12 protein-coding genes and 1 pseudogene are annotated in these 15,211 nt (G+C 50.0%); 9 read left to right on the top strand and 4 right to left on the bottom strand.

From position 1 onward, the window contains the following. Positions 1 to 1,612 (bottom strand): annotated as a pseudogene (locus E5355_RS03500) (mechanosensitive ion channel family protein). 168 nt (positions 1,613 to 1,780) lie between these two features. On the opposite strand from E5355_RS03500, the gene E5355_RS03495 reads away from it, so the two are divergent. The 6 genes from E5355_RS03495 to E5355_RS03470 all read left to right on the top strand — a co-directional run bounded on the left by E5355_RS03495 (position 1,781) and on the right by E5355_RS03470 (position 8,569). Then, positions 1,781 to 2,761, top strand: coding sequence for a calcium/sodium antiporter (locus E5355_RS03495; RefSeq protein WP_016272294.1), 981 nt, complete (start codon positions 1,781 to 1,783; stop codon positions 2,759 to 2,761). Between the two features lie 81 nt (positions 2,762 to 2,842). Next, positions 2,843 to 3,979 carry an N-acetyltransferase gene (locus tag E5355_RS03490; protein ID WP_136009198.1) on the top strand — a complete coding sequence of 379 codons (1,137 nt, stop codon included), beginning with the start codon at positions 2,843 to 2,845 and terminating at the stop codon, positions 3,977 to 3,979. 112 nt (positions 3,980 to 4,091) lie between these two features. After that, on the top strand, positions 4,092 to 4,343 hold the full coding sequence (locus tag E5355_RS03485; RefSeq protein WP_136009197.1) for a hypothetical protein: 252 nt from the start codon (positions 4,092 to 4,094) through the stop codon (positions 4,341 to 4,343). Between the two features lie 219 nt (positions 4,344 to 4,562). Next, the gene (locus E5355_RS03480; protein ID WP_136009196.1) at positions 4,563 to 6,473 is read left to right on the top strand and encodes a DNA topoisomerase IV subunit B; all 1,911 of its coding nucleotides are present in this window, start codon (positions 4,563 to 4,565) and stop codon (positions 6,471 to 6,473) included. Beyond that, positions 6,470 to 6,928 carry a pantetheine-phosphate adenylyltransferase gene (gene coaD, locus E5355_RS03475; protein WP_136009195.1) on the top strand — a complete coding sequence of 153 codons (459 nt, stop codon included), beginning with the start codon at positions 6,470 to 6,472 and terminating at the stop codon, positions 6,926 to 6,928. The genes E5355_RS03480 and coaD overlap by 4 nt, the downstream gene beginning before the upstream one ends. A gap of 24 nt (positions 6,929 to 6,952) precedes the next feature. After that, positions 6,953 to 8,569 carry a S41 family peptidase gene (locus E5355_RS03470; RefSeq protein ID WP_136009222.1) on the top strand — a complete coding sequence of 539 codons (1,617 nt, stop codon included), beginning with the start codon at positions 6,953 to 6,955 and terminating at the stop codon, positions 8,567 to 8,569. Between the two features lie 47 nt (positions 8,570 to 8,616). Here E5355_RS03470 and E5355_RS03465 read toward each other — a convergent pair whose 3' ends face one another. Further along, positions 8,617 to 9,219 (bottom strand): phosphatase PAP2 family protein, encoded by a 603-nt coding sequence (locus E5355_RS03465; RefSeq protein WP_136009194.1) that lies wholly within the window; start codon positions 9,217 to 9,219, stop codon positions 8,617 to 8,619. Between the two features lie 297 nt (positions 9,220 to 9,516). On the opposite strand from E5355_RS03465, the gene E5355_RS03460 reads away from it, so the two are divergent. Genes E5355_RS03460 through E5355_RS03450 form a run of 3 tightly spaced genes read left to right on the top strand, consistent with a single transcriptional unit; the run spans position 9,517 to position 12,987 of the window. Next, on the top strand, positions 9,517 to 10,215 hold the full coding sequence (locus E5355_RS03460) for a succinate dehydrogenase/fumarate reductase cytochrome b subunit (protein WP_136009193.1): 699 nt from the start codon (positions 9,517 to 9,519) through the stop codon (positions 10,213 to 10,215). A 36-nt stretch (positions 10,216 to 10,251) separates the two neighbouring features. Further along, the gene (locus E5355_RS03455; protein WP_136009192.1) at positions 10,252 to 12,198 is read left to right on the top strand and encodes a fumarate reductase/succinate dehydrogenase flavoprotein subunit; all 1,947 of its coding nucleotides are present in this window, start codon (positions 10,252 to 10,254) and stop codon (positions 12,196 to 12,198) included. A gap of 33 nt (positions 12,199 to 12,231) precedes the next feature. Further along, a complete protein-coding gene (locus E5355_RS03450) occupies positions 12,232 to 12,987 on the top strand; it encodes a succinate dehydrogenase/fumarate reductase iron-sulfur subunit (RefSeq protein ID WP_005830925.1) in 756 nt (251 codons plus the stop codon). Positions 12,988 to 13,593: 606 nt separating this feature from the next. Here E5355_RS03450 and dprA read toward each other — a convergent pair. Both dprA and E5355_RS03435 read right to left on the bottom strand, forming a co-directional pair. Next, entirely contained in the window at positions 13,594 to 14,712 is a 1,119-nt protein-coding gene (gene dprA, locus E5355_RS03440) for a DNA-processing protein DprA (protein WP_136009191.1), read from the bottom strand. Positions 14,713 to 14,723: 11 nt separating this feature from the next. Further along, the gene (locus tag E5355_RS03435; protein WP_136009221.1) at positions 14,724 to 15,143 is read right to left on the bottom strand and encodes an acyl-CoA thioesterase; all 420 of its coding nucleotides are present in this window, start codon (positions 15,141 to 15,143) and stop codon (positions 14,724 to 14,726) included. Between the last annotated feature and the right edge of the window lie 68 nt (positions 15,144 to 15,211).

The raw sequence follows: 15,211 nt of genomic DNA, 5'->3' as shown, positions 1-15,211 counted from the left end.
TTACTGCTTTTTCTCCCGTAAGTCATCCTTGGGTATGGTCGTCTCACTGCCGTCACGCGTAGCTATGTAGTGAGGAGACATGATTTCGATGCCTGCTTCGTTGAAGGCATCCTGGATATTCTGATGCAAATCAGAGTAAATCTGGCTAAGGCTGTTGGCATCCCTGATATAGGCATTCACTTGATAAACCGGATAATAATCCTGAAGGGAAGTCTCCAATACAAACGGACGGGGATCATCTATCACTCCAGGAGTATTCAATGCAGCCTCTATCAACAGCTGATGTGTCTTCCGCCACGGAACATCGTAGCCAATACTGACCTCCGAATGGATAATCAATCCATATTCACGGGCAGACTGGCTGTAATTGACCGTATGGGAAGACATGATGAAAGAGTTCGGAATGGTCACCACCTCATTCTTCGGAGTACGGATGCGGGTGACGAGCGGTGTTTTCTCAATGATGTTGCCAGTAGTGTCATTCAGCTTGATGCGGTCACCCAGCTTGAAAGGCCGCATGTAGGTTATGACCAGTCCTGCAATGATATTGCCGATAACCGTACTGGAACCGAGCGAAACAATCAAGCCGACAAACACGGAGATTCCCTGGAAGACTCCCGACTTGGAACCCGGCAGATAAGGGTAAATCATGGCAATCATAAACGCATAAAGCAAGAAGCGCACAATATGATAGGTAGGAATGGCCCAATCCGGATAGAAGCCGTTTATCTTCAGCCGTTCAGCCTGCACCTCATTGGCAAGATAACGCACCAGTCTGACCAGGTACTTCACCGCATAGCATATCACAAAGATAGTGAACAGATTGGGTATATAGTCGGCTATTCCATTCAAGATGACCTTTATAGGATTCCAGATGTAGGAGAATAATGTATAAGCCAGGCTCTTGGTCTGAGGGAAAATGGAGAATAATAACGGAACCGTCAGCAGCAGCTGCAACAGCATGACTACATAACGCACCAGGTTGGCAACAAACACCAGCAGGTTGACCTGCTTCTGCGTATCCAGCAATTCATAATCCTGAATAGAGATCGGTTTCAGCTTGGTATCCTTCAGCTTCTGAATGCGTAGTTTGAGTTTTCTGAAAGGAAATGATGACCTTTTCGCCATACATCAAGTCTGTAACAATATCCGTACTCTCTAAATAAACAGAGTCCGGACGCAGATTGAAACGCGTACCCAATGCTTCGATGACGTTACTTACATCTTTGGCCCGCTGTTGAGGCGTATGCCCTCCACGCTTGGCATACAGATAGAACAAAGTGTCCTTCTCCACCACCGGAATACCAGGCGTCACCGTCCGCAACGAATCAATGCGTTGTTTCTGCAATGCCAACTTCACCGAATCGGCCGCATAGCCCGCCAGCTTCATCTGTTCCATTTCCATCCGCAGATCCGCTTCGTTCAGCCGGGCTGCTTCCAATTCCTGCCTGATGAGCGACAATTGAATCGAATCGGAGTCGGCCTTTACTACTGTAACAGTATTCACACTGTCTTCATCCAAAACACTGAGCACTTTATCTACCAGCTGAGCTGACACTCCTCCTGCCAGCATCAACAGCCAACAGAGACAGAAAGCACGGATTACTTTCATATATAAACTTCTTTATTTGATTCTTTAATTATGCAAACATACTCAATAAATGCTTCAAACATACGGAATGTTTTTAACTTCCTACCCTAATCGACATAACTTTTCTTTGCAAACATGGCAGTTCTGCATTCAGTTTGCACTATCTTTGCACCCAAAATCAACACACCTATGGATATATTGCTTCTTGTCGGAGGACTGCTCCTCATTCTTCTGGGCGCCAATGGGCTGACAGACGGCGCCGCATCCGTTGCCAAACGTTTCCGCATACCGTCCATCGTCATCGGGCTTACCATTGTCGCCTTCGGCACTTCCGCACCGGAACTCACCGTCAGCATATCCTCCGCCCTGAAAGGCAGCGCAGACATCGCCATCGGCAATGTGGTGGGAAGCAACATATTCAATACCTTGATGATTGTGGGCTGTACGGCCCTTTTCGCTCCGATAGTCATCACCCGTAATACGCTGAAACGCGAAATCCCCCTTTGTATACTTTCGTCCGTCGCCCTGCTGATTTGCGCCAACGACGTCTTTCTGGACGGCAGTGAGGAAAACATGCTCGGCATTGCCGACGGACTGCTGCTGCTGTGCTTCTTTGCCATTTTCTTGAGTTACACCTTTGCCATCGCAAAAAGGGACGGAGACACAACGAACCCCGAAAAGGAGCCCCTGCAGGAAGAGGATGAAATCAGGCTGCTGCCGGTGTGGAAGTCTGCCCTATACATTCTCGGCGGACTTGCCGGACTCATCATCGGGGGCAATTTCTTTGTAGACGGCGCCGGCGGCATAGCCCGCGGATTGGGCGTCAGCGAATCCGTCATAGGCCTTACGCTCGTGGCAGGCGGCACATCACTGCCCGAACTTGCCACCTCCATCGTAGCCGCCCTGAAGAAAAACCCCGAAATAGCCATCGGGAACGCCATCGGAAGCAATCTCTTCAACATATTCTTCGTGCTGGGCTGTTCGGCTTCCATCACCCCAATGCGTCTGACGGGCATCACCAATCTCGATTTGTGGGTACTCGTGGGGGCGGGCATCCTGCTCTGGCTGTTCGGCTTGTTCTTCGGGAAACGCACCATTACCCGAATCGAAGGAAGCATTCTGATGCTCTGCTACGCGGCCTACATGGCTGTACTGATATGCAACCTCTGACACAGGGCATAAAAAATAAGCAAGCTTATTTTGTTCTGCTCTCAGTTTGCATTACCTTTGCGAACCCAATATTGAACAATTATGGCAATTACAATCAAGAAAGTAACCACACGACGGGAACTGGAGCGCTTTATCCGCTTCAACTACCTGCTATACAAAAACAACCCTTATTCCGTCCCCGACCTTTTCGACGACATGCTCAATACCTTCAACAAGAAGAAAAACGCTGCATTCGAATTCTGTGAAGCCGACTATTTTCTGGCCTATCGGGAAGGTAAAATCGTAGGACGTGTAGCTGCCATCATCAACCACAAGGCAAACCAAACCTGGAACAAGAAGGAAGTACGCTTCGGGTGGATAGACTTCATCGACGATGCGGAAGTATCCGATGCCCTGATACGCACCGTGGAAGAATGGGGAAAAGAACGGGGAATGACGTATATACAAGGCCCGCTGGGATTCACCGACTTCGATGCCGAAGGCATGCTTGTCGAGGGATTCGACCAACTGGGCACCATGGCCACCATTTATAACTATCCCTACTACCCGCAGCACCTGGAACGCATGGGCTTCGAGAAGGACGCCGATTGGGTGGAGTACAAAATCTACATTCCCGACGCCATACCCGACAAGCACAAGCGCATCTCCGACCTCATCCAGCACAAGTATAACCTCAAGGTAAAGAAATACACATCTGCCAAGAAGATTGCCCAAGACTACGGCCAGGCCATCTTCGAACTGATGAACGAAGCCTATCAGCCACTCTATGGCTATTCTGCACTGAGCCAACGGCAGATTGACCAATACGTCAAGATGTACCTGCCCATCCTCGACCTACGCATGGTGACATTGATTACCGATGCCGATGACCAGCTGCTTGCCGTAGGCATTTCCATGCCGTCACTCGCCGAAGCGTTGCAAAAAGCCCACGGGCGCCTGCTTCCTATGGGTTGGTATCACCTGGCCAAGACCATCTTCTTGAAGAAATATCCCAAAATGCTCGACCTGCTGCTGGTTGCCGTAAAACCGGAATACCAGAACAAGGGCGTCAATGCACTGCTGTTCTCCGACCTTATCCCCGTCTATCAGCAACTTGGATTCGAGTATGCCGAAAGCAACCCGGAGCTGGAGCTGAACGGCAAGGTACAGGCACAATGGGAGTACTTCAGGACGGAACAGCACAAGAGGAGAAGATGCTTCGTGAAGGAGATAGGATAACCGCAGATGGCATAGTCCTTTGGAGTATGTGAACTTTCAATAAACACAAGACCTTCCTTTTGTATATATCATATATAAATTATATATTTGCGAAGAAACAAAAAGAAGAGATATGGAAGCCACAATAATGCCCAAGAAAAGAAAAGTGATTGATATACCCGAGAATGTATTCAAATATCTTTCCATAAAAGCAGCTGCCAATGGAATGAATCTGAAGAAATATATCGAAAACCTGATAGCCAAAGATGTGGAAGACATTGACGACTCCGCCACCTATCAGCAATTGATAAAAACCGATCCGGAGGGACTCTCTCCGGCAAGCGAAGAAGAACAGGAGCAGTTCCGTAAATGGCTTGGAATATGAAAGCCTCCTTCTCCAAATCATTTATAAAATCAGCCGAAAAGCTGTTACCATATCCGCATAGGCAGTTATCGGGCGTTCTTTATATTTCATGTCCAAATAGTAGATGACACCGTTCTATTTGAATATCTTTTGCCCAAAGGCGAGGCATATACCAAGAAAACGGAAAAGAACTTAAGGCAGAAAGACAAATGACCAAGTATCCCTAACAATCAAAATTCCATGGAAGAAGAACTGAATATCAATGGTAGTCTGCAATTCAGCGAACCAACAGTATCATATACCGACGACAACATCCGCCACCTGGACGACATGGAGCATATCCGTGTCCGTTCCGGTATGTACATCGGTCGCCTGGGCGACGGCTCACAGAACGATGACGGCATCTATGTGTTGCTGAAAGAAGTGATGGACAACAGCATCGACGAGTTCAAGATGGGTGCCGGAAAACGCATAGAAGTGACTATAGAAGACAATCTGCGCGTCAGCGTGCGCGACTACGGCCGAGGCATTCCGCAAGGCAAGCTGATAGAGGCGGTCAGCAAGCTGAACACCGGAGGAAAGTACGACAGCAAGGCTTTCAAGAAAAGCGTCGGGCTGAACGGTGTGGGTATCAAGGCGGTCAATGCGCTGAGCAACCGTTTCGAGGTACGCAGCTACCGCGACGGCAAGGTACGCACCGCCATCTTTGAAAGAGGAACGCTGTTGAGCGACGCAACCGAGGATTCGACGGAAGAAAACGGAACTTATATCTTCTTTGAGCCGGACAACACGCTCTTCTACAACTATTCCTTCCAGAACCAGTTTGTAGAAACGCTGCTGCGCAACTACACCTACCTGAATACGGGGCTTACCTTTATTTACAACGGACAGCGCATCGTTTCCCGCCACGGACTGGAGGACTTGCTGAAAGACAACATGACCAGCGAAGGCCTTTACGACATCATACACCTGAAAGGAGAAGACATCGAGATAGCCTTCACGCACACCAGCCAATACGGCGAAGAGTACTACTCCTTTGTCAACGGACAGCACACCACCCAAGGCGGTACACACCAGACTGCCCTGAAAGAGCACATTGCCCGTACCATCAAGGAGTTCTACAACAAGAACCAGGAGTATGCCGACATACGCAACGGCCTGGTAGCCGCCATCGCCATCGACGTGGAGGAACCCATGTTCGAGAGCCAGACCAAAACGAAACTGGGAAGCAACAACATGTGGCCCGCCGTGCCGCAGGAAGGCAAACCCGCCGGCCCCACAGTAAACAAATACGTGGGAGACTTCATCAAGACGGAAGTGGACAACTACCTTCACAAGAACCCGCTCGTCTCCGAAGTGATGCTGCAAAAGATACAAGACTCCGAGAAAGAGCGCAAAGCCATTGCCGGTGTCACCAAGCTGGCACGTGAACGTGCCAAGAAAGCCAACCTGCACAACCGCAAGCTGCGCGACTGCCGCTACCACCTGAGTGACGGCAAAGGCAAAGACCAGGAGGCCGAATCGTGTATCTTCATCACCGAGGGAGACTCGGCCAGCGGCTCCATCACCAAGAGCCGCGACGTGAATACACAGGCGGTATTCAGCCTGCGCGGCAAGCCGCTAAACTCCTACGGACTTACCAAGAAAGTGGTTTATGAAAACGAAGAATTCAACCTGCTCCAGGCGGCCTTGAATATAGAAGACGGCATAGAGACGCTGCGCTACAATAAAGTCATCGTAGCCACCGATGCCGATGTGGACGGCATGCACATCCGCCTGCTGATTATCACCTTCTTCCTGCAGTTCTTCCCCGACCTGATAAAGAAGGGACATGTATACATCCTGCAAACCCCGCTCTTCCGCGTGCGCAACAAGAAGAAGACAAGCTATTGCTACACCGAGGAGGAACGTGTGAAAGCCATTGACGAGCTGGGACCCAATCCCGAAATCACACGGTTCAAAGGTCTGGGAGAAATCTCGCCCGACGAGTTCCGCCACTTCATCGGCAAGGACATGCGTCTGGAGCAAGTGTCGCTGCGCAAGACCGACCTCGTAAAAGAGCTGCTGGAGTTCTACATGGGCAAGAATACCATGGAACGGCAAAACTTTATTATCAACAACTTGGTTATAGAAGAAGATTTGGCATCATGAGAAGAGCTATCTTTCCGGGAACATTCGACCCGTTTACTATCGGACACTCTTCGGTAGTGAGCCGTGCGCTGACCTTCATCGACGAAATCGTCATAGGCATAGGCATCAACGAAAACAAGAACACGTATTTCCCCCTGGAAAAGCGCGAGCAGATGATACGGGACTACTACCGGAACGAGCCGCGCATCATCGTGCAGTCATACGATTGCCTGACCATCGACTTTGCCCGGCAGGTAGACGCCGGCCTGATCATACGCGGCATACGCACCGTGAAGGATTTTGAATACGAGGAAACCATTGCCGACATCAACCGCAAGCTGACCGGCATAGAAACCATCCTGCTCTTCACCGAGCCGGAACTTACCTGTGTCAGTTCCACCATCGTGCGCGAACTGCTGCAATACGGAAAGGACATCAGTATGTTCATACCCGAAGGAATGGAAATCAAGGATTAGGGATTAAGAACCAAAATGGAAATGATGAAGAAACTATTTACAATTATAATATGTATATGCGCAGTGACGGTGCAAGCGCAAAAGCCGAACAATAATGAAGCCCTGCGCAAACTGCAAATGGCAGAGTTTGCCATCACCAACCTTTATGTGGACAAGGTGGATGAAGACAAGCTGGTGGAAGAAGCCATCATCAAGATGCTGGCGCAGCTCGACCCGCACTCCACCTACAACAATGCCGAAGAAGTGAAAAAGATGAACGAACCGTTGCAAGGCAATTTCGAGGGTATCGGCGTACAATTCCAGATGATGGAAGATACGCTGCTCGTGATACAACCCGTCAGCAACGGCCCCTCCGAGAAGGTGGGTATCCTTGCCGGCGACCGTATCGTAGCCGTCAATGACAGCGCCATTGCCGGAGTAAAAATGAGCACGGAAGACATCATGAGCCGCCTGCGCGGACCGAAAGACTCGGAGGTGAAACTGACCGTCGTGCGCCGTGGCGTGGACGATGCATTATACTTCACCGTGAAGCGTGACAAAATTCCCATTCTCAGTCTGGACGCCTCTTACATGATACAGCCCCAAACCGGCTATATACGCATCAACCGCTTTGGAGCCACCACCGCCGAAGAGTTTGCAAAGGCCTTGAAAATACTGCAGAAGAAGGGAATGAAAGACCTTATCCTCGACCTGCAAGGAAACGGAGGAGGATATCTGAATGCCGCCATCGACCTTGCCAACGAGTTTCTGAAACAAAAGGAACTCATCGTCTACACCGAAGGAAGAGCCGCACGCCGCAGCGACTTCTTTGCCAAGGGTACGGGCAACTTCAGGAACGGCCGCCTCATCGTATTGGTGGACGAGTACTCCGCTTCTGCCAGCGAAATCGTGACCGGAGCCATCCAGGACTGGGACAGAGGTGTGGTAGTAGGACGCCGTACATTCGGCAAGGGACTTGTGCAGCGTCCCATCGACCTGCCGGACGGTTCCATGATTCGCCTGACCATAGCCCGCTACTATACTCCCTCGGGCCGCTGCATTCAGAAGCCTTACGACAGCACCGCCAACCTCGACAGCCGTCCGACCGGCGAAAACAGCCAGAAGAAATACAACCAGGAACTGATAGACCGCTTCAACCACGGAGAAATGATTCATGCGGACAGCATCCACTTTGCCGACTCCCTGAAGGCGCAGACCAAGCGTATGGGACGTACCGTCTACGGAGGCGGAGGCATCATGCCCGACTTCTTCGTGCCCATCGACACCACCCAGTACACAGACTATCACCGCAATCTTGTGGCCAAAGGGGTGGTTATCAAAGCCACTACGAGCTACATAGAGAAGCACCGGAAAGAGTTGCAGGGAAAATACAAGAAGTTCGAAACCTTCGACGGAAAGTTCGAGATAGACGACAACTTCCTGACGGAGATACGCACCCTGGCAGAAAAGGAAAAAATCAAGTTCGACGAGAAGCAGTACAGCCAATCCCTGCCGCTTATCAAGACACAGCTCAAAGCCCTAATAGCCCGCGACCTATGGGACATGAACGAATACTTCCGGGTGATGAACACCACGAACAACAGCGTGCAGCAAGCCTTAAAGGTGTTGAACGAAGACATCTACAGCACCATCATACGATAGCAATATACCCGTTTGACAGGCACAAGTGTCTGTCAAACCCTCCCGTATCAGTCTGCAAACAGCCATTTATTCAGCCAGCGGTTAACGTAGACGTTGACTACGGCGCATCCCGCGCCAATCGCCGCCCCCGCCAGCACGTCCGACGGATAGTGCACCCCTTCATTCATGCGGGAAACTCCCACGGAACACGCCCACAAGGCAGACGGAGCTATCACGTACCATTTAGGGTACTTTACACTGAGAGAAGTGGCAAGGGCGAAAGCCGTCGCCGTATGTCCGGAAGGGAAAGACGGGCTGCCTTCACGGCTATATGCATGCACTCTGTCGGGATATTTGTCGTACGGGCGCTCACGACCCACCAGATGCTTCATTCCGTATGTCACAACAAAAGCTCCGGCCACGCTTGTGCCCACATAAACCGCATCCTTCAGCAAGCCTTTGTCATGTTTTATCCAGGCGGCAACGGCCATCGCCACCGGAACACCGACAGCGATGTATGGCTCCGAACGCGAAATCAGCTTATTATAGTTACGGACAAACTTACCATCCCAACTGTTAACCCGATGCAAGGTGTTGATATCCCAATTCTGTGCCGAAAGACCGGATACAACAAGGCACATAAAAAATACAAAAAAAACAGCCTTCTTCATAAGTCCTTCATATTAGTTTGACGCAAAGATAGGATAAATAGATAAAACTTCCGGTATTTCGTCATGCAGAACTACGACAAGATGAAGAATGTGGAAAAGTTTGCCCACTTCTGCAAAGACCCTTTCGGAGACACACCCCGCGCGCTGAGAACAAACTTCGCATTCTGCCGGATTACGGAATTATTTCTTTAATCGCTTGCTTTATCGCTGGATTTCTCCTATTTTTGCGAGACATTTACAGAAGTATCCTGATAGAACAAATTTTCAAACTATTAAATAACTTAAATTCAATCATTTATGTGGTTAAGTAATTCATCTGTAGGAAGGAAAGTGGTGATGAGCGTTACCGGTATCGCCCTTGTCCTGTTTCTGACATTTCACATGGCGATGAACCTGGTAGCATTAGTCTCGGCTAATGGCTACAACATGGTTTGTGAGTTCCTGGGAGCAAATTGGTACGCGCTGGTGGCCACGGCAGGTCTGGCGGCCTTATTCATCATCCACATCATCTACGCTTTCTGGCTGACTATGCAGAACCGTAAGGCACGTGGTAGCGAACGCTATGCCGTTACAGAAAAGCCCAAGACTGTGGAATGGGCTTCTCAGAACATGCTCGTACTGGGTATCATCGTAATCGTAGGTTTGGGTCTGCACCTGGTAAACTTCTGGGCTAAAATGCAGCTTCCCGAGTTGATGCACAACATGGGCATGCATGCCGACACCCTCACGCTGGCATATGCAGCCAATGGTGTCCATCACATTCAAAACACATTCAGCAATCCGGTATTCGTAGTGCTTTACCTCGTTTGGCTGGGCGCATTGTGGTTCCACCTCACTCACGGTTTCTGGAGCTCCATGCAGTCTTTGGGCTGGAACAACAAAGTATGGATTAACCGTTGGAAATGTATCTCCAACATCTATTCTACTATCGTTGTCCTCTGCTTCGCTCTGGTAGTTGTCGTATTCTTTGCAAAATCATTGTGCGGCGCTTGCTAAATTCAAATTGTAAATGACTAAATTGTAAATTGCATTATGACTAAGATAGATTCTAAAATACCGGAAGGACCGGTGGCTGAGAAATGGACCAATTATAAGGCTCACCAAAAATTAGTAAACCCTGCCAACAAACGTCGTCTGGACATCATTGTAGTAGGAACCGGACTTGCCGGTGCCAGTGCTGCCGCTTCTCTGGGCGAAATGGGGTTCAGAGTATTCAACTTCTGCATTCAGGACTCTCCGCGCCGTGCTCACTCCATCGCTGCGCAGGGCGGTATCAATGCTGCCAAGAATTACCAAAACGACGGTGACTCTGTGTACCGTCTGTTCTACGATACAGTAAAGGGTGGCGACTACCGCGCCCGCGAAGCCAACGTTTACCGTCTGGCCGAAGTATCCAACAATATTATCGACCAATGCGTTGCACAAGGTGTTCCCTTCGCCCGCGAATACGGCGGTACGCTGGACAACCGTTCTTTCGGTGGTGCCCAGGTATCACGTACTTTCTACGCTAAAGGCCAGACCGGACAGCAGCTGCTGCTGGGTGCATACTCTGCATTGAGCCGCCAAGTGAACGTAGGTACCGTAAAACTGTACACACGCTACGAAATGGAAGACGTTGTCCTCATTGACGGACGCGCCCGCGGTATCATCGCCAAGAACCTCGTTACCGGTAAATTGGAACGTTTTGCCGCCCACGCCGTGGTAATCGCTACCGGTGGTTACGGCAATGCCTACTTCCTTTCTACCAATGCAATGGCATGTAACTGCTCTGCTGCAATGGCTTGCTACCGTAAAGGTGCCTGGTTTGCCAACCCCGCTTACGTACAGATTCACCCCACTTGTATCCCGGTTCACGGTGACAAGCAGTCCAAGCTGACTCTGATGTCCGAATCTCTGCGTAACGACGGTCGTATCTGGGTTCCGAAGAAGCTGGAAGACGCCAAGAAACTGCAGGAAGGCACACTGCAAGGAAAAGATATTCCTGAAGAAGACCGCGACTACTATCTGGAACGCCGTTATCCGGCATTCGGCAACCTCGTTCCGCGTGACGTTGCCAGCCGCGCTGCCAAAGAACGTTGCGACAAGGGTTATGGCGTAAACAATACCGGTCTTGCCGTATTCCTCGACTTCGGCGATGCCATCAACCGTCTGGGCGTTGACGTGGTTCGCCAACGTTACGGCAACCTCTTCGACATGTACGAAGAAATCACCGACGTGAACCCCGAACACAATCCGATGATGATTTATCCGGCTATCCACTACACTATGGGTGGTATCTGGGTTGACTATGAACTGATGACCTCCATCAAGGGTCTGTTTGCCATCGGTGAATGCAACTTCTCCGACCACGGTGCAAACCGACTCGGTGCTTCTGCGCTGATGCAAGGTCTGGCCGACGGTTACTTCGTATTGCCTTACACTATCCAGAACTACCTGGCCGACCAAATTACAGTTCCCCGTTTCTCTACCGACCTGCCCGAATTTGCAGCCGCAGAAAAGGCCGTTCAGGACAAGATTGACTGGATGATGAACATCAAGGGTAAGAAGTCTGTAGACTCTATCCACAAGGAACTGGGCCACATCATGTGGGAATATGTAGGTATGGGACGTACGGCTGAAGGCCTGAAGGAAGGTCTGAAGAAACTGAAAGAAGTACGCAAGGAATTTGAGAAAGAACTGTTCATCCCCGGCGACAAGGAAGGCATGAATGTAGAGCTCGACAAGGCCATCCGTCTGTACGACTTCATCACTATGGGCGAACTGGTCGCTTACGATGCGCTGAACCGTAACGAAAGCTGTGGCGGTCACTTCCGTGAAGAATACCAGACTGAAGAAGGCGAAGCCAAGCGTGACGATGAAAACTTCTTCTACGTGGCTTGCTGGGAATACCAGGGTTCTGACGAAAAGGAACCGGTATTGCTGAAAGAGCCGCTGGTCTACGAAGCAATCAAGGTACAGACTCGTAACTACAAGAGCTAATCGGGAAGTTGAACATTTAAAGAACTAAAGAAAATGGATAAAAATATATCATTTACGCTCAAGGTATGGCGCCAGAAGGGTCCGAAAGCAAAAGGCGCTTTTGAAACATACCAAATGAAAGATATTCCGGGCGATACTTCATTCCTCGAAATGCTGGATATCCTGAACGAACAGCTGATTTCTGAAGGTAAAGAACCGGTGGTATTTGACCACGACTGCCGCGAAGGTATCTGCGGTATGTGTTCGCTCTACATCAACGGACACCCCCACGGTCCTGCAACCGGCGCTACGACTTGCCAGATTTATATGCGCCGCTTCAACGATGGTGATACCATCACTGTTGAACCGTGGCGTTCTGCCGGTTTCCCGGTTATCAAGGACTTGATGGTAGACCGTACGGCTTACGACAAGATTATGCAGGCAGGCGGCTATGTCAGTGTACGTACCGGCGCTCCCCAGGATGCCAACGCCATCCTTATTCCGAAGCCCATCGCTGACGAGGCAATGGATGCTGCCAGCTGTATCGGTTGCGGCGCATGTGTAGCTGCTTGCAAGAACGGTTCTGCCATGTTGTTCGTTTCTGCCAAGGTAAGCCAGTTGAACCTGCTGCCTCAGGGCAAACCGGAAGCATTGCGCCGTGCCAAGGCTATGTTGAGCAAGATGGACGAACTTGGTTTCGGTAACTGTACGAATACCCGTGCATGCGAGGCCGAATGTCCGAAGAATGTTTCCATCAGCAACATCGCCCGCTTGAACCGCGACTTCATCATTGCGAAGCTGAAAGACTAATACGGCCTTTCTGCAAATAATATAGGATGTGCTTCGGATAAACCCTTGAACAAACTCAGATTTATCACCCAGCTTTCACTATATTTGATTAATATCACAAGAGACTCCTCCGCCGGGAAACCGTCGGAGGAGTTTTTTTAACCATTTTCTTCCCAGACATATACACAGGCTTCATTTAAGGGAGCTAGAAGGAGTTATTGCCCTTAAATGAAAAGAGCCGTATAGACATATATCATATAGACATACGTAAGTCTTCATATTCTCTCAAAAAGTCAATCCGTGTGCGGAAACAGTGAAATTCAGTGAAAGAAATACAAAAGAAGTAGCAGGAGAATACAGAAATTTGGAGGACTACAAAAAGAGTCCTATATTTGTGACGTGATTTTTTTCATAGTATTAGATTTAAGGTTAACAAAGGTTGGAGTACAGCGGTACTCCTTTTTTTATGCCCATACGTTTCTCCGAGCCCATGATGAAAAAAACGGTACTCGCATTTCTTTCCATAATCCTATTTGCCGCAGGCTGTTTCCAACGGCCTGCCGCCACCACCAAGATGCCCATATGAGATACGGGAAACCGTCCATATAAGGCAAAAGAGCTGCGCACTCAAGCCAGCAAGTGATAGACCCCGCCCACCATTGCCTTGACCACTCCCTTCATCTCCAGTTCAAAAAGCAAGGCACTCATCCGGTTGACGGGGATATCCGCTTCCACCACCAACGCATTGATATGGAGGTCTCCCTGTCGCATAAGGATACGCACAACAAGCTCCTCCTCTTCCGTCAGTTCCGGAAAGAGATTACGCTGAATGCCTTCTATCCGGACAGGCTGCTCCGCTACAGCCCAGCCCATAATCCGCACAAATTCTTCCGCATCCTGGATAAGGGCGGCCTTGTTGTCGCGTATCAACCGGTTGCAACCGATGGAGGATTCATCCGTGATACGGCCCGGAACGGCAAAGCAGTCGCGATGATACCCTTCCGCCAGTTCGGCAGTGATAAGGGAACCTCCCTTTGCGGCAGACTCCACAACAATGGTAGCATCACTCATACCTGCCACAATACGGTTGCGGCTGACGAAATTATGCTTGTCCGGATTCGTCCCGGTAAGGAATTCGGTCAGCAGACCGCCTTGCGGCAGCATGTCGATGGCTGTTTTCCGGTGGACATACGGATAGATGCGGTCCAGTCCGTGAGCAAGAACGGCAACGGTGGAAAGATGATTTGCCAAGGCAGCGCGATGGGCATGGATATCTATGCCATAGGCCAGCCCGCTTACTACCAGCGCATCGGGACAAAGAACGGCCAAATCGCGCAGGAAGTCGGCACAGAATTGCTTGCCGTAGTCGGTAGCGCGTCGTGTACCTACCATATTGATGACATGCAGGCGATTGAAATCGGTGTTCCCTTTAAAGAAAAGTACAATCGGTGCATCTTCACATTCGCGCAAGCGGGAAGGATAAGCCCCGTCCTTCAACGTCAGGCAGGAAAGGCGGTTCTTCTCCACGAACTCCATCTCCCGTTCGGCACGCAGAAAGGCAGCAGGACAGTCAAGGGCCGCTACTATTCCTGGATTCACACCGGGCATGATTTCGGGAAGTTCCTCCCGCTGGAAGAACACTTCGACAGCGCTCCCCACCCCGTCTATCAAACGTTTCGCCCCAATATGTCCGATACCGGGACAAAGCGTGAGGGCTATACTGCAAATGCGTTCGTCACTGTTCATCTCACCACGGATTACACAGACCCACACGGATTGAGATAAGGAGCAAAGAGGCGGTCGAACAGTTCGCTGTCGCTCAAGCGGCCATTGACCACACACACGGTTTCGACTATCCCCTTGAGGCATACCTTACCGTCGGAAGCACGGAAAATGTCCTGATAAAAGACATACTTGATGCCTTCCTTCTTCATATAAAGCTTGGAAACAAACTCGTCACCGCTTTTCAGAGGTGTCTTGAAAGCCATACTGATGCGTGCCACCACCGGGTCTACCCCCTGCTTGTGCAAAGCAGCAAAGCTGGCACCCGCAGACAGAAGAAACTCGTGACGCGTATGTTCCAGATAATGCTGGTAATTGGCGTTATTGACGATGCCTTGCAGGTCGCATTCATAGTCGCGCACCTTCATCGCCAATTCATAAATATACTTCTCCATAATGTTCTTCATGCTGTATCATTTTAACCCGAAAATGTCTCATCAGCGTAAAATGATACACTTTCGCC

Origin of the sequence: Bacteroides muris (ex Afrizal et al. 2022) (assembly GCF_004793475.1) — a bacterium.
Lineage (GTDB): Bacteria > Bacteroidota > Bacteroidia > Bacteroidales > Bacteroidaceae > Bacteroides > Bacteroides muris.
Note: the sequence above shows the minus strand (reverse complement) of the source record. Positions and strands in the feature narration are given on the sequence as shown.

Coding starts and splice junctions, on each gene's coding strand:
- E5355_RS03495 (WP_016272294.1), top strand. CDS start 1,781: ATGGATATATTGCTTCTTGTCGGAGGACTGCTCCTCATTCTTCTGGGC.
- E5355_RS03490 (WP_136009198.1), top strand. CDS start 2,843: ATGGCAATTACAATCAAGAAAGTAACCACACGACGGGAACTGGAGCGC.
- E5355_RS03485 (WP_136009197.1), top strand. CDS start 4,092: ATGGAAGCCACAATAATGCCCAAGAAAAGAAAAGTGATTGATATACCC.
- E5355_RS03480 (WP_136009196.1), top strand. CDS start 4,563: ATGGAAGAAGAACTGAATATCAATGGTAGTCTGCAATTCAGCGAACCA.
- coaD (WP_136009195.1), top strand. CDS start 6,470: ATGAGAAGAGCTATCTTTCCGGGAACATTCGACCCGTTTACTATCGGA.
- E5355_RS03470 (WP_136009222.1), top strand. CDS start 6,953: ATGAAGAAACTATTTACAATTATAATATGTATATGCGCAGTGACGGTG.
- E5355_RS03465 (WP_136009194.1), bottom strand. CDS start 9,219: ATGAAGAAGGCTGTTTTTTTTGTATTTTTTATGTGCCTTGTTGTATCC.
- E5355_RS03460 (WP_136009193.1), top strand. CDS start 9,517: ATGTGGTTAAGTAATTCATCTGTAGGAAGGAAAGTGGTGATGAGCGTT.
- E5355_RS03455 (WP_136009192.1), top strand. CDS start 10,252: ATGACTAAGATAGATTCTAAAATACCGGAAGGACCGGTGGCTGAGAAA.
- E5355_RS03450 (WP_005830925.1), top strand. CDS start 12,232: ATGGATAAAAATATATCATTTACGCTCAAGGTATGGCGCCAGAAGGGT.
- dprA (WP_136009191.1), bottom strand. CDS start 14,712: ATGAACAGTGACGAACGCATTTGCAGTATAGCCCTCACGCTTTGTCCC.
- E5355_RS03435 (WP_136009221.1), bottom strand. CDS start 15,143: ATGGAGAAGTATATTTATGAATTGGCGATGAAGGTGCGCGACTATGAA.